The organism is Tatumella sp. JGM94 (assembly GCF_018257595.1).
GTDB lineage: Bacteria > Pseudomonadota > Gammaproteobacteria > Enterobacterales > Enterobacteriaceae > Tatumella > Tatumella punctata.
The window spans coordinates 48,768-62,366 of record NZ_JAERJN010000002.1; the positions used below are offsets into that span (position 1 = coordinate 48,768).

12 protein-coding genes are annotated in these 13,599 nt (G+C 51.6%); 8 read left to right on the forward strand and 4 right to left on the reverse strand.

Features of this window, described 5'->3' with window-relative positions; translation table 11 throughout:
- The first annotated feature begins 240 nt into the window (after positions 1-240).
- The 3 genes from JK216_RS01915 to JK216_RS01925 all read left to right on the forward strand — a co-directional run bounded on the left by JK216_RS01915 (position 241) and on the right by JK216_RS01925 (position 1,955).
- On the forward strand, positions 241-711 hold the full coding sequence (locus JK216_RS01915) for a universal stress protein (protein WP_212708486.1): 471 nt from the start codon (positions 241-243) through the stop codon (positions 709-711).
- Positions 708-1,511 carry a hypothetical protein gene (locus JK216_RS01920; RefSeq protein ID WP_212708487.1) on the forward strand — a complete coding sequence of 268 codons (804 nt, stop codon included), beginning with the start codon at positions 708-710 and terminating at the stop codon, positions 1,509-1,511. The genes JK216_RS01915 and JK216_RS01920 overlap by 4 nt, the downstream gene beginning before the upstream one ends.
- A gap of 147 nt (positions 1,512-1,658) precedes the next feature.
- On the forward strand, positions 1,659-1,955 hold the full coding sequence (locus JK216_RS01925) for a hypothetical protein (RefSeq protein WP_249212968.1): 297 nt from the start codon (positions 1,659-1,661) through the stop codon (positions 1,953-1,955).
- Between the two features lie 46 nt (positions 1,956-2,001).
- Here JK216_RS01925 and JK216_RS01930 read toward each other — a convergent pair whose 3' ends face one another.
- A complete protein-coding gene (locus JK216_RS01930) occupies positions 2,002-3,210 on the reverse strand; it encodes an OFA family MFS transporter (RefSeq protein ID WP_212708516.1) in 1,209 nt (402 codons plus the stop codon).
- A 156-nt stretch (positions 3,211-3,366) separates the two neighbouring features.
- A complete protein-coding gene (locus JK216_RS01935; protein WP_212708488.1) occupies positions 3,367-4,266 on the reverse strand; it encodes a DMT family transporter in 900 nt (299 codons plus the stop codon).
- Between the two features lie 174 nt (positions 4,267-4,440).
- Between JK216_RS01935 and JK216_RS01940 the strand changes: the two genes are divergently transcribed.
- A complete protein-coding gene (locus JK216_RS01940; RefSeq protein WP_212708489.1) occupies positions 4,441-5,307 on the forward strand; it encodes an AraC family transcriptional regulator in 867 nt (288 codons plus the stop codon).
- Between the two features lie 9 nt (positions 5,308-5,316).
- Here the strand turns inward: JK216_RS01940 and JK216_RS01945 are convergent, their stop codons facing one another.
- The gene (locus JK216_RS01945) at positions 5,317-5,568 is read right to left on the reverse strand and encodes a DUF2534 family protein (RefSeq protein ID WP_212708490.1); all 252 of its coding nucleotides are present in this window, start codon (positions 5,566-5,568) and stop codon (positions 5,317-5,319) included.
- A 261-nt stretch (positions 5,569-5,829) separates the two neighbouring features.
- On the reverse strand, positions 5,830-6,333 hold the full coding sequence (gene def, locus JK216_RS01950; RefSeq protein ID WP_212708491.1) for a peptide deformylase: 504 nt from the start codon (positions 6,331-6,333) through the stop codon (positions 5,830-5,832).
- A gap of 1,335 nt (positions 6,334-7,668) precedes the next feature.
- On the opposite strand from def, the gene JK216_RS01955 reads away from it, so the two are divergent.
- The 4 genes from JK216_RS01955 to cydC are packed head-to-tail and all read left to right on the forward strand — an operon-like array spanning position 7,669 to position 13,585.
- Entirely contained in the window at positions 7,669-9,111 is a 1,443-nt protein-coding gene (locus JK216_RS01955) for a cytochrome ubiquinol oxidase subunit I (RefSeq protein WP_212708492.1), read from the forward strand.
- A 16-nt stretch (positions 9,112-9,127) separates the two neighbouring features.
- Positions 9,128-10,174 (forward strand): cytochrome d ubiquinol oxidase subunit II, encoded by a 1,047-nt coding sequence (locus JK216_RS01960; RefSeq protein WP_212708493.1) that lies wholly within the window; start codon positions 9,128-9,130, stop codon positions 10,172-10,174.
- Between the two features lie 7 nt (positions 10,175-10,181).
- Positions 10,182-11,942: a thiol reductant ABC exporter subunit CydD gene (gene cydD / locus JK216_RS01965; RefSeq protein WP_212711165.1), complete on the forward strand. Its 1,761-nt coding sequence runs from the start codon at positions 10,182-10,184 to the stop codon at positions 11,940-11,942.
- Positions 11,939-13,585 carry a thiol reductant ABC exporter subunit CydC gene (gene cydC / locus JK216_RS01970; protein WP_212708495.1) on the forward strand — a complete coding sequence of 549 codons (1,647 nt, stop codon included), beginning with the start codon at positions 11,939-11,941 and terminating at the stop codon, positions 13,583-13,585. The genes cydD and cydC overlap by 4 nt, the downstream gene beginning before the upstream one ends.
- The last annotated feature ends 14 nt before the right edge of the window (positions 13,586-13,599 follow it).

Here is a 13,599-nt window from a genome sequence, read left to right on the forward strand (position 1 = left end):
AAAATAACTTAAAATCTGGTTTTCCGGCGATGGTTATCAAACTAAAATTAGCCGTTTTCTGTCGCTGTAACTCTGATAAAGGTTCCCGCAGGGCGGAAAACTCGCCGGGAAATCCTCTGACACATAAAACAAAACAGGATACATTACGCGTGCCGGAGGATCTGACAGGTCAGTGGTCATCATGACAGGCCTGAACAAAGTCTGCCGGTATCTCCTGAATGTCCGGAATGGAGCTGCAGAATGAAAACATTATTAATGGCGGTTGATCGTCAGGCCTCAATGGCAGAAAAAATCATTAAAACGACCCTGCAAGAGGCGAGCGCCCATCAGGCGGAAGTAGTGATCATTTGTTGTGTGGCCGCCGATGATCTTTACGGCAATCAGCCGATAGAAATTGATACGGCCGAAAGCGGATCTTTATCGCTGAATGCGCTGGACAATCAAAACTCGGCAGAACAGATACTTCGTTATGCTCTGAATCCGTTTGCCGAAGCGGGTATTCCGGCCCGTGGATTAATTTGCAGTGGCGACCCTGCTGCCACGATCGTTGAACAGGCTGATCGTCTGAGTGCGTCAATGATCATTATGGGGCGTCGTCATCTCTCTTCGTTCAACCGAATACTGAAAGGGTCTGTCAGTGCAGCTGTCATTGAAAAAGCACATTGCCCGGTACTGGTTGACGTTACCAATGAGTCTTTATCCCCCCTATGACTGAAACGCTACTTCCCTCGCTGATTGCCCTGGTTATTACAGGGTTATTGCTGAGCTTGCTGGTACGCAAAAAATACCTGTCCCTGCGGGCAGGCCTGTTGCTGGTGATCTTACCGGTGCTGCTGGGAAATCTGGTCTGGTTTTATGTCTGTAAACCACAGCGTGATGCTGCACTGGCAGCACAACATTCTCTGGCGCAACTGGCAGCATTGCCCGGCTATCGGATCCTTAAACAGCAGGAACCCGCATTATGGCCGGTATTAGAACAGGCCTTCTTACATTCAGTCACCCGGGGAGAGAGTGTTCCTGAGGCTGCAGGGCAATTACGGGGGATGCTGGCAGATGTGGTTAACCAGCGTATTGGCCGCGCCAGTGATCAGGCAGTCATTGATTATATTACAGTTTCTGTTGATGAGATGCAGGCGCTGGATAAAATCTCGGCCGAAGACTGTTTTCGTTTTCTGTATCCCCAGGTGAATGGCGGGGTGAATCTGGTTCAGTTACTGTCCCCGGCACTGAATGCCCGTGATGCACAGGCGATGGAACAATTATTGCTCACCAGTGAGGGGCCGGATAAACCGCTGGACAGAAAAATGGCCAGCGATACCTTGAAACAGGTTGTCACTGCCCTGTATACCCGCTGGGGTAATCAGTTGAAACAACTTAATGAACCCGGAGACACTTCATCGGATCATCAGACTCTGTGTGCGATGACAATTGATTTGTACCAGACCATTTTAAAACTGCCGGTGGCACAGTCGGCCAACCTGTTGCGTATGATGGTTGTCAGCGCCGATTAATCGCCGATTTTGTGAACACCTCGCTTCCGCCGCAAGAATATTCCTATTTATCCGCAGGGCATCGCTATCACAGGAAAATCTGATTGGCAGGCGCTGCGGATAGTTTAGATTAATAATACTTAATTATTTACTCTGATAAGAATAGGCATGATCAAAAAGACACTGATGGCCGTGTGGTGTGGAGGCCTGATCACAGCATTACTCAGCGGATGTGCCCGCCAGTACCCGGGGGGGTATGCGCAGGTTGCGACAGATAAACCGTCACACAGTCTGCAGTTTCGTTACACACCCGGAGCCGTTGACTTGCCGGCACTGAACACTACCGTCAGAGACTATTGCCATCAGCATGGTTTTGACAAGGTTGACCCCCTCCCGGAACAAGACAGTGGCTGGCCGGGTGAAAAAACCCGCTGGTTCCAGTGCAATTATGGGATCAAAAATTAAGTCTGAACTGCTCCCCCCTGTACTGGGTGGGGGGATTATCCCGGACTCAGTGCTGTAATGCGGGGGCTGTAGCGGCGGGTGACAGTGCCGGCTGGCGGACAGTGACTGACAATATCAGGGAAGCCACCAGTAACACCATAATCAGTATAAAGGTCACCATAAAACCGCCAAACAGTGATGCCACCAGCGAGCCAAGAATACTGCCGATCCCAAACCCGAGGTAAATAACACCGTAGTTTTTTGCCAGATTATTCAGGCCGAAGAAATCGCTGACCAGTGACGGGAAGACGGTGATCGTTCCGCCGAAACTAAAGGCAATACAGGCAACAGACAGTAAAAAGGTATTTTCGTTGAGTCTGGTAAACAGCAGTAATGCCATGCCCGCCAGAGAAATCACCTGCGCCAGGGAAATAACACGGATACGCGGCAGTTTATCGGAGAGCACCCCGAGCACCAGACGCCCGGCCAGGTTAGCCACGGCAATCACAGTAACAGCATTCGCTGCGGTCAGTGCCGACAAATGGACCAGGTTCTGCCCGATATCTTTTGCAATCCCTATGACATACAGACCACTCATACAGGCGGTAAGGAACATCAGGGCCAGCATCCAGTATTGTGGCTGGCGTATTGCTTCAGCCAGGCTGAAATCGTTGGTGGTCAGCGTACCTGCTGGCTGCTCACTGCGCGGCGCATCATTCATCAGCAGTGCACCGGCAGTAATCATTAGCATGGTAATCACTCCCCAAATCATAAAGGTGTGTCCGAGGGTCTGGTGGGCCAGCAGATAACTGCAGATAAATTTAAACACCAGACTGCCCAGCCCGTAAGCACCAATCGCGCAGGCAGAGATCACCCCCCGGTGTTCAGGAAACCATTTAACACAGTTAGACAAGGTCAGCAGATAGCCTGCGCCTACGGCAACACCCACCAGAATACCGGCACTCAGATAGAGCATCCATACGGATGATACGACGGCGGTCAGGAAAAAACCGATCGCCAGTAAAATACCGGCACCCAGAGTCACCCTGCGAACGCCGAAACGTTCCTGCAGCTTCCCGGCCATCGACGAGGCCAGAGCCAGGGTCAGACTGAGTACCCCGAAAGCGAGGGCCACCTGACTGACAGAGGCTGAAAGCTTTTCTGATAATGGCTGATTGAACAGGCTCCAGGTATATACAGAACCTAAAGCAAACTGGGTAATGATCGTCCCTGCTAAAGTCAGCCAGCGGCTGGCTGCGGGGGGATGGCTATTCATTTTCATTATTATGCTCGCGGAGATTTATGGTCTGCTTACAGAATAATTAATTACCACAATTTATGTGGGATTACACCATGAAGTGCCATTTTCGGGGAATGAAATGCCTGCGGCAGGGTATGAATGGCCTGCTCAGCCATTGATACCCTTACTATATCAGGCGATGCTGGTCCGTGGTCTGGCCGGCCGGCGGACAAACATAATCAGATTAGCCAGCGTGATAAATAACAACCCGGCGACTGAATGGGGCTGCCAGACAAAACCTTCATAGCGTGCCGAAATGGCGAGGGCGACCAGCGGGAATAACAGGGTGCACCAACTGGCCTTTGCCGCCCCAATCCGCGCCAGCAGGGTGAAATACGCCCCGAAGCCAAATACCGAACCGATAATTGCCAGGTAACTGACGGCGGCCAGCCAGCGATAGTCGAATGCAGGAGCCAGCGAATACCCCGCCACGATACTGACCATCGCCATCAGCAGTGCACCATACAGCATCGCATATCCGGTTGTTGTCAGCATATCCTGCTGCTGTCGCTGGTGACGGACACTCATCATATTACCCAGAGAAAACCCGAAAGTGCCCAGAGCACAGAGACCGATGCCGGCCAGTAAATGGGGCGAGTTATGATTTTCCATTAACCGGGGCCAGAACATCACCACCATTCCGCCGAGCCCGAGGAGCAGGGCCGGAAGAAATTGCCGCGGCGGTTTTTGCCGGAAAAAAAGCCAGCTGTTGAGCGTATTATAAATAACAGCCATAGAGAAAATAACCGACTCAAGGCCACTATTAATCCACCCGGCCGCATAATAGAAGCAGATAAAGTTAATACCAAAGGTACAGCATCCCTGTACTGCACAGCAGAAATGAGTGTTAGCTGATAATTTTTTCAGGCGGCCGGTCAGCGTTAAGGCCATCAGCAGTACAGTGGCAGCCAGCAGAAACCGCCAGAAAACCGCGACCGGAACCGGAACCGCTGCGCTGTGTTGCTGGACAAAGATTCCTATCCAGGTGGTCCCCCAAATTATAACGACCGTAAAATAAAGTAATATGTTCATCTGTGTTTCTCCTTATTCCGGTCAGTATGCAGGGCAGGGGAGAGTGACAGCTTTTATTTTTCTGCGGTCAGCTTGCAGATCCCTGCGCTTTTTTTCGCGGATGCAGTAGCAGGACTGGCAGCGTATCCGGCCGCAGATTACACTGGCGGCATTAGCGGGGAGCAAGGAGATAAAATGTCGTATCAGACCTTTGATATTCTGCATCGGCATAAAGCGATGCTGCGTGAATCAGTGACACTGGACAGCGGCATTCAGCTGGCTTCGTGGTTTAATCGTAATGACCGGGTGACTAACCACAGTAACCATCATACTCTCAGCCTGTATATTGCAGATGGCTATGATACCTGGCACAAAACCCCTCATGGCTGGCGTAACGGGGGCGGGCCCGATCGTTTCTGTCTGATGCCGGCCAACAGTGAATCATCATGGGATGTCAGGGCGAGATTATCATTTGTCCATCTCTACTGTACCGAACAACATTTACTGCAACTGGCCGAAAAAATATGGGACCGTGCGCCATTACAGCTGGCACTGGACGAAAAAGTTTTTGCGGAAGATCCGCGAATTACCCATCTCTATCGGCACTTTCTGCTGAGCTGTGACTGGCAGCAACCCGCTAATCATCTGATGTTAAGCACCGCCAGCACTCTGCTGATGACAGGGCTGGTGCAGCAGTACAGCAGGGTTAACTGGCCATTACCGGTAGTCCGCGGAGGGCTTGCACCACAGGTGCTGAAAAGGGTACAGGCATTTATCGCGGATAACCTCAGTCAGCCACTGACACTGGCTGATTTGGCGGCAGAAGCCGCGCTCAGTGATTACCACTTTGCGCGCATGTTCCGTCAGACCACCGGCCAGTCTCCCCACCAGTATGTGATGCAGCAACGTATGGATAAGGCCCGGCAGTTACTCAGAAAAACACAACTCAGCTTAACTGATATTGCGTACGACTGTGGTTTCTCGTCCCTGAGTCACTTCAGTAACCGTTTTCGCGTCTGTTGTGGCGTCAGTCCCTCGGTTTACCGGCAGTCACGGTACTGACGGCTATTATCACTGTTGCTGATCATTTTCGCCGAGGAAAAAATACCACAGGGGAATCGACAGTAATCCGGTAAACACGGTGGTGTAAATCAGGATCATAAAGAACTGTGTTACACAGAGACTTGCCGGCCATTGACTGAAGGGGAGGTGATATTCTTCGATGGCACCGCCAATGATCGCTCTGATCATAATGGCTGATACGATACAGGCAACCACCACGACGCCACAGATAAAATGGCGGTTTTTTTTATTTTTAAGCATGATCACTGTACCTTATCCGGATATTATTGACGGCTGTGTATATTATTACTCACCGTTATTAATAATATATTGCTGGTCTGTTATCACAACGGGGGCATAGTGTAACCCGGTAAGCAGGGAAAACCGACACTGCGGATATATTTCCAGGCTATTAATGCTTTAATGTTATATATAACCCATCGTTAATACTTAATATATATAAAAGCAGCAGGTAATATATTAATAATATTTCACCTGCTCAGTTAACGGCAGACCGGGGGATTATTTTTTCAGCTGTTTGTGTAGCCGGGTCAGTAGCCGTTGTTTTTTCAATGGTGACAGATAGCTGGCGGGCGAACGTCCCTGAAGATGGTCAAGGGTATGTTGCAGAAATACTGCCAGATATCCCTGTGCATCCAGCTGTTTCGGGTGCCCTTCAGGGTCGCGGTAGTTGACACTGATGGCAACCGGGCGCCGTGTTTCTATGGTCTCTCCGGGCAGTGAAGGACATTGCTCTTTAAAAGCTGCTGTTTCTGCCGACAGGGCAGTAATGACCGGGTTAATTAAGACATAGTTCTGGCGGCGCGCCTGTTCATCGGTGATATCAATAACGACTATTTGTCTGGCTATCCCCAGCTGGATTGCCGCCAGAGCGGATTGCTGGTGGGTGTGCATGGCCTCGCGGATACTGGCAATATCCTGTGCCAGCTGAGCATCAAAGTGACTGACCGGCTGACAGACTTGCTGCATTTCCGGCTGGATAATCGAATAAATCAGGTTGTTCATCTGCTGTCCGTTCCTCTTCACTGGAGGCGGATAGCATAGCCCGGAGCCTGTAGCGGGAAAAGCCAGTATCGCCGGCTGATTATCACATCCGCCTTATCCCGGTGAGGCTAAACGGCTGCATAAACTGAAACCGTTGTATATCCTGATGACAGGGGCGGGGGATCAGTCGTGCCTCGCTGCGGCAGCATGAGACGGGCTACAGTGGCAACCTTTACGGGTGTTCAAAAACTGCCACAGTGCGCAACAGGCATTAAAAGAGAGGGCTGATCAGCATACTCTCTGTTATAGCCTGTCAGTCGATTAGCTAAATAGCCGTGGCTGCGCCTGTTCTGCTCAGGTGCCGGGAGATAGTGCGGGGCGGCTGTGGTGCGATACGCGACAACAGCATGCTGAGTAGTGATGGTCGGCGGTACATCTTTTATGCAATTATCCGCTACTTTTCTCAGGCTCACGGAGAATAAATTCTTATTCTCAATAGCTAAATGTTACGGAAAAGTTATATTAGTTATTAAATGTAGTGATAATTATTTTTTGTGTTTATCTTATGGTGTTAATAATGATGTTTTTTTCCCGAGGGTTATCTGTTTTTATATTACCTGTAAGTTATTATACATCGCTGGTATTAATGCTGTTGTGCGACTTCTGAATATTAGCCACAGAAAAACGGCATTAATTGCCGGGATGGACATTAAGATAAACTTATGATTTAAAACATTAAAATATCATCAGTGTTATCGATGTAAGATGCGGGAAGATAATTTTTAATCCGCGGGCAATTAAGGAATAATTTTCTTTTGGTTACAATTGATTCACTCAGCCATGAATATTATCTTTGTTGTGAATGAATATAATACACCCCGCAACAAAATATCAGTTTCCCTACATTTTTCTTGACAGGATCCGGGGCTAGAGGAATATACTGGGCTTCATTCGGACTACACAGAACCAGTTATTGTGCTCTTTTGACAATATATGCGTCTCTAAAATCTGGGTACATCTCTATATAAGCAAATTCAGATTCAACAGTAATTTGCTTGTCGCCGGGTACTGCATAGCGCTTATCCAATAAGTTTCGTCGGCAAAGGCTTCTTTGTGAGCGTTGTTGTACCCTCATGTTGGCAATGGTATGGGGGTAGTGACGAATTTTATCCTGTGTATGATTTCTGTACAGGGATATGCGCTATAGGAGTACCACGGCGTTAAGAGAAAAAGGATGGTGCGACACCTTGTTTCTACTCTTCCTGTTCTGCTCTTATCATTTTACCTGCCTGATAAGGGAAAGGGCATATAGGTGTCGCGGGCTAATACGGTCACTTAATACAAAAGAAGATAGCAATGTTAAGTAATGATCTCACATCGCTGATTACGCGTATTGACTTCGCGTTTATCTCATCAGTTCATATAATTTATCCGCCACTGACCATCGGTCTGGCCCTGCTTCTGTTCATCGCTGAAGTTATGTGGGTCAGAAAAAATGATGAGAAGTGGTATCGCATATGTCGTTTTTTTGAAAAGCTGTTCATCATCAACTTCGGTGCCGGTGTGGCTACCGGGGTTACCATGGAAATGGCTTTTGGTATCCTTTATGGCCGATTCTCCCAGGCCGCCGGACCGTTCTTTGGTCAGGTGCTGGGGTATGAAACCATCACCGCCTTTATGTATGAGGCCGGTTTTATCGGTCTGATGATTTTTGGCTGGGGCAAAATCAGTCGCAGGATGCACCTGTTTGCCACCTTCAACGTGGCCCTGTCTTCCACCTTATCGGCCATGTGGATTCTGGTCGCGAACTCGTGGATGCAAACCCCGACCGGTATCGAACTGAAGAATGGTATCTTCGTTGTCACCGACTGGGTTGCTGCACTGCTCAACCCGAATGTCAGCTCGGCTTTCCCGCACATGCTGCTGGCAAGTTTTGAGTTATCTCTGACCTTCGTTGTCGCGGTCTGTGCGTTTTACGTACTTAAACGCCGCCATATCGACATTTTCCTGAAGCCTCTGAAATATTCCCTGGTCGCGCTGGCGGTTGTCTCTGCTGCGCAGATCTATATGGGTGATGTGCTGGGTGAAAATGTGCTCGAGCATAAACCAGCCGCGCTGGCTGCGATGGAAGGGCAGTATGATGCCTACAATGCCGAAGGCCAGGTCAACAATGCCTGGAACATTATCGGCTGGCCGAACAAAGAAGGTACCGGTCTGGCGTGGTCTGTTTCTATTCCGCACGGTCTGAGCCTGATCGAAACCAAAACCTGGAATGGCCCGGTACGCGGACTGAACAGCTTCCCTAAAGATGAACAGCCACCGGTCGCATTACCGTTTTATACCTTCCGTGTCATGGCTGCAGCGGGTGGTGCTATTCTGCTGGTCAGCTTGTGGGGCCTGTGGCTGATGTCCCGTCGTCGTATGACTGCGGAAAAAGCGTCAGGCAACAAATGGTTCCTGATGATTGCCGTTGCGATGGTGGTACTGCCTTATCTGGCGATTATCGCCGGCTGGTGGACACGTGAAATTGGTCGTCAGCCGTGGATTGTTTACGGACTGATGCGTACTGAAGATGGTATGAGTGCAATGACGACTGGCCTGGCAATTTTCTGGCTGGTCGGTTTTGCAATCTTCGAATCAGCGGTTGTTGCCGGTACGATTTGGTTCCTCGCGAAAGTTGTTCGCCAGGGCCCTGATTTAACCAGCAAAATCCCGGGTGAAGGTCATGAGCACCTTGGTCACATTGATCTGCCGGAAGGCGAGCATGCTGATCATCCCGAATACATAAGACCGGTCTGATACGGAGAACACACTCATGGATATGCTTACACATACTCAGCAATTTCTGACAGTTGCCTGGTGGCTGGCGTTCGGTGTCAGCGTGCTGTTATACATTGCGCTTGACGGCGCAGATCTCGGGGCGGGTATCTTCTCGCTGTTTGTAAAAGATCATGACGAACGCGGCGCGATTATGGCGGCGATGGCCGGTACCTGGGATGCTAATGAAACCTGGCTGATCGTAGCCGGTGGTATTATGTTCGGTACCTTCCCGTTTGTTTACGGTTCAGCATTCAGCTACCTGATGGTGCCAATGGCACTGGTATTATGGGGCATTATGTCCCGTGCTGTGGCACTGGAATTCCGTCATCTGGCGTCGCCGTTCTGGCAGCGTTTCTCTGATGGCGTATTCGGTATTGCCAGTCTGACCGTGACTTTCTTTGGTGGTATGAGTGTCGGTGCCATCCTGAAAGGCTTTGCGCTGGATAATCCGGCAGTGGGTGTTCCGCATTATGCGGGCGGTGCCTTTAACTTCATCTCGGCGTTCTCTATCTGGACAGGTGTGGCTTCCTGTATTGCCATGACCTTATCCGGGGTGTTGTTTGTACGGGCCCGTTTTGAAAAAACCGAACCGCTGCGTCAGATTGCTGCCCGCTGGACTGCCGGTATCTTCTGGCTAGCGATTATCGCCGTTGTTGTCACCTGGATCTGGAGTGCAGTGGACTTCGACTGGGCACGTGCGAAATGGTTTGGTCCGCATTTCTGGATCTGGGGACTGTTCGGTCTGATTGCACTGTTCTGTATTGAGAAAGTGCGCCGTGACACCCTGAAAGATAAAGATCTGGCGGCTATCCTGTGGTTTAACGGTGCTGCGCTGATCCTTGGTTTTGGTATGCTGCTGACCATGTTCCCGTGGATTGTGCCGAATACCTGGACTGTCTGGGCAGGTGCCAGCCCGCAGGTGTCCCTGATTACCTTCACCCTGACCATGGGTGGGTTTGTACCGGTAATGCTGATGTATAACTGGTATCAGATTTGGGTATTCCGCGGCCGTATCTCTAAACTGGTTGGCTACGGACACTAAACCCATTATGTCGTCTCGCCCACCTATTAGTGGAGCGGCCGCTCGCCTGGCGGAACGCTGGCTTTCAAGCCAGCGTCGCCAGGCTGGTGCGCTCTTTTCCCTGTCGGTCACCATGGCAACACTCAGTGCTGTGATGATGATTGTCCAGTGCTGGTTGCTGGCATGGCTGATCAGCGGGGTTGTTATTGGCGGCAAAGGATTGTCCGGCCTGTTTCCGGCGATCTGGCTGCTGCCGGTCGTCATGATCCTGCGTGCAGGTCTGGATATGCTGCGTCAGGGCTTTGCTTTCGAAAGCGCTGCCCGTATCCGTCAGACATTGCGTGCAACCTTACTTGAACGTATCTCAGCACTCGGTCCCTCCTGGAGTCAGCAGCAACGTACCGGCAGCCTCGCCAGTACGCTGGGGGAAGGTGTTGAAGCTATCGAAACCTATTTTTCCGCTTTCCTGCCGCAAAAAATCATTATCGGTATCGTTCCGCTGGCAATCCTGGTGGCATTATTCCCTGCCGACTGGATTTCCGGACTGATTATGCTGGTGACCGCGCCCTTAGTGCCGCTGTTTATGATTATTGTCGGGAAAGGCGCGGAAAAAGTCAGCCTCAGACAATGGCGTAAGCTCAGCCTGATGAGTGCCCACTTTTTTGATGTAATTGCCGGCCTGACTACCCTTCGGCAGACCAACGCAGCCCGTCGTCAGGCGGCAATTATTGAAGCAATCTCGGAAAATTATCGTCAGACGACGATGAAAGTACTGCGTATTGCCTTTCTTTCTTCTCTGGTTCTGGAATTTTTTGCCACCATCAGTACCGCTATGGTGGCTGTCTATGTCGGTTTCCGTCTCTATTATGGTGAGCTGGCATTCCTGCCAGGGCTGTTTGCCTTATTACTGGCACCTGAATTCTTCCGGCCGCTGCGTGACCTGGGGGCCCATTATCATGCCCGTATGGATGCGATTGGTGCCACCGAGGGTCTGCTGGATATTCTGAATACGCAGCCTGCGGAACAGCCTGCCGCGAAAGCATTGCCAGCCAATGCGCCGCAGGAAATTCGTGTTGAAGGTCTGGGTTATCAGCACCAGCAAGGTGCCGGTATTGAAGATATCTCTTTCACCCTGCGTCGCGGAGAGACACTGGCGATTGTCGGGGCGAGTGGTGCCGGTAAAACCACCCTTGCCAGGTTACTGTTACGCTTTATCAGTCCGGCGACCGGCCAGATCCTGATTGACGGGCATAATCTGTCGGATCTGAGTCTGCAGGACTGGCAAAAACAGATCGGCTGGCTCCCCCAGCGGCCGACATTATTTGCCGGTTCTGTTGCTGACAATATTTGTCTGGCACACCCGCAGGCCAGTGAAAGTCAGTTGTTCGCTGCCGCGCAGCTGGCACAGGCAGACACCTTTATCAACGGCTTGGCCGAAGGTTATGCCACTCAGGTGGCTGACGGCGGACAAGGGCTATCCGGAGGCCAGATCCAGCGGGTCGCGATGGCGCGTGCGGTACTGACGAAACCACCGTTACTGATCCTTGATGAACCGACAGCGTCGCTGGACAGCCACACGGCGCAACAGATGATGGCGTCACTGGTTGACAGCTTACCGGACTCAGCACGGCTGGTGATCACCCATGATACTTCCGTTGCGACGCTGGCAGACTATGTGCTGGTCATGGAACAGGGCAGGGTGATTGAATCAGGTAAACCTGCAGAGCTGTTACAGGCTGGCGGTGTTCTTGCCGGGCTGGAACGTTTGCAGAAAGGAGCGACAGAATGAATGACTTACGTCATCTGTTAAAACTGGCGCGGCCGTGGCGGTGGCGGATGGCAGGCGGAATACTACTGTCGGTAGTGGTTATCCTGTCTAATGTGACGCTGTTGTCACTGTCCGGCTGGTTTATTGCCTCAATGGCGCTGGCCGGGGTCGGAAAAATGACCCTTGAGTTCTTCACGCCTGCGGCTGCCATCCGTGGTTTAGCCGTACTGAGAACCTTTGCCCGTTATCTGGAACGTCTTGTCACCCATGATGCGACCCTGCGGCTGTTATCTGTGTTGCGGGTCTGGTTCTATAAACGTCTTGAACCTCTGGCCCCGGCCCGGTTACAGGAATTCCGTGACGGTGACCTGCTGACGCGGCTGAGAGCTGACATTGATAGCCTGGATAACTTTTACTTGCGTATTCTGGCGCCGGCAATTGCTGCCCTGATCTCATCGCTGGCTATCCTGTGCGTGCTGTTCTGGTTTTCGCCGGCAATTGCAGGCATTGATGCCATGATGCTGTTAGTCGCCGGGGTGGTTGTGCCGGTAATCGTGGCCTGCTGCACCCGCAACAGCGGTCACAGGGTGGCGACATTACGCGCTTCCTTGCAGGTGGCATCAACGGATCTGATCCGCGGTTTGGGAGAGTTACAGGTCGCGGGGGCAGTCAGCCGTCAGACCCGTCATCTGTCACAGTTATCACAGCAGCTTATTTCTGCGCAACGTCACCAGGCGTGGATCAGTGCGGCGGGCAGTGCCCTGTCGGCACTGGCCGGCCAGGCGGGGATGTTCTGCGCCTTTGTGCTGCTGATCACTGCCGGGCAAGGGAGTATGCTGGCCGGAAATGACATTGTGATGCTGGTATTCGCCGTGCTGGCCAGTACCGAAGCAGTCGCAGCGTTACCGGCGGCGTTTGCGGCATTGGGGGTTACCCTTGAAGCGGCGCGGCGTATTTTCTCTCTGGCAGATCTGAGCCCGGCGATCACCTTACCGGCAGTCAGTCAGACACCGCAGCGTTTCGATCTGGACTTCTCTGCTGTGACGATGCGTTACGCCGCCGGTAAACCAGCGGTGCTGGACTCTCTGAGTTTTCAGGTACCGGAAGGACATTGTCTGGCGTTACTGGGGCCCAGCGGGGCAGGTAAGACCACCATACTGAACCTGATTCAGGGGTTCTGGGATTGTGAAGCCGGTACGGTTTCCATCGGCGGTTATCCGGTCAGGGAGCTTTCTGACCCTGTGCTGCGTCAGGTGATTTCGGTGGTAGGGCAAAAAACCTATCTGTTTAATGCATCTGTGCGTGACAATCTGCGGATGGTGGCACCCGATGCAGATGATGAGAGGTTATGGCAGGTTCTGGCCAGAGTGTCACTGGATGATGAAGTCCGTGCATTCCCGCACGGTCTGGATACCCTGGTGGGTGAACTCGGAGCACGTTTATCCGGTGGTCAGGCCCGCAGGATCGCTATCGCCCGCGCATTCCTCTCTGAAGCTCCGGTCATCTTATTAGATGAACCGACTGAAGGTCTGGATGCCACCAACACAGATCTGGTGCTGCGCTCTCTGAAAGCGCTGGTGAAAGGTAAAACAACCTTACTGGTCACCCACCAGATCCAGCCGCTTATCCTGGCGGATAGCCGTCTGGTACTGGAAGGTCACTAACCCTGAACATCAGC

Coding starts and splice junctions, on each gene's coding strand:
- JK216_RS01915 (WP_212708486.1), top strand. CDS start 241: ATGAAAACATTATTAATGGCGGTTGATCGTCAGGCCTCAATGGCAGAA.
- JK216_RS01920 (WP_212708487.1), top strand. CDS start 708: ATGACTGAAACGCTACTTCCCTCGCTGATTGCCCTGGTTATTACAGGG.
- JK216_RS01925 (WP_249212968.1), top strand. CDS start 1,659: ATGATCAAAAAGACACTGATGGCCGTGTGGTGTGGAGGCCTGATCACA.
- JK216_RS01930 (WP_212708516.1), bottom strand. CDS start 3,210: ATGAATAGCCATCCCCCCGCAGCCAGCCGCTGGCTGACTTTAGCAGGG.
- JK216_RS01935 (WP_212708488.1), bottom strand. CDS start 4,266: ATGAACATATTACTTTATTTTACGGTCGTTATAATTTGGGGGACCACC.
- JK216_RS01940 (WP_212708489.1), top strand. CDS start 4,441: ATGTCGTATCAGACCTTTGATATTCTGCATCGGCATAAAGCGATGCTG.
- JK216_RS01945 (WP_212708490.1), bottom strand. CDS start 5,568: ATGCTTAAAAATAAAAAAAACCGCCATTTTATCTGTGGCGTCGTGGTG.
- def (WP_212708491.1), bottom strand. CDS start 6,333: ATGAACAACCTGATTTATTCGATTATCCAGCCGGAAATGCAGCAAGTC.
- JK216_RS01955 (WP_212708492.1), top strand. CDS start 7,669: ATGTTAAGTAATGATCTCACATCGCTGATTACGCGTATTGACTTCGCG.
- JK216_RS01960 (WP_212708493.1), top strand. CDS start 9,128: ATGGATATGCTTACACATACTCAGCAATTTCTGACAGTTGCCTGGTGG.
- cydD (WP_212711165.1), top strand. CDS start 10,182: ATGTCGTCTCGCCCACCTATTAGTGGAGCGGCCGCTCGCCTGGCGGAA.
- cydC (WP_212708495.1), top strand. CDS start 11,939: ATGAATGACTTACGTCATCTGTTAAAACTGGCGCGGCCGTGGCGGTGG.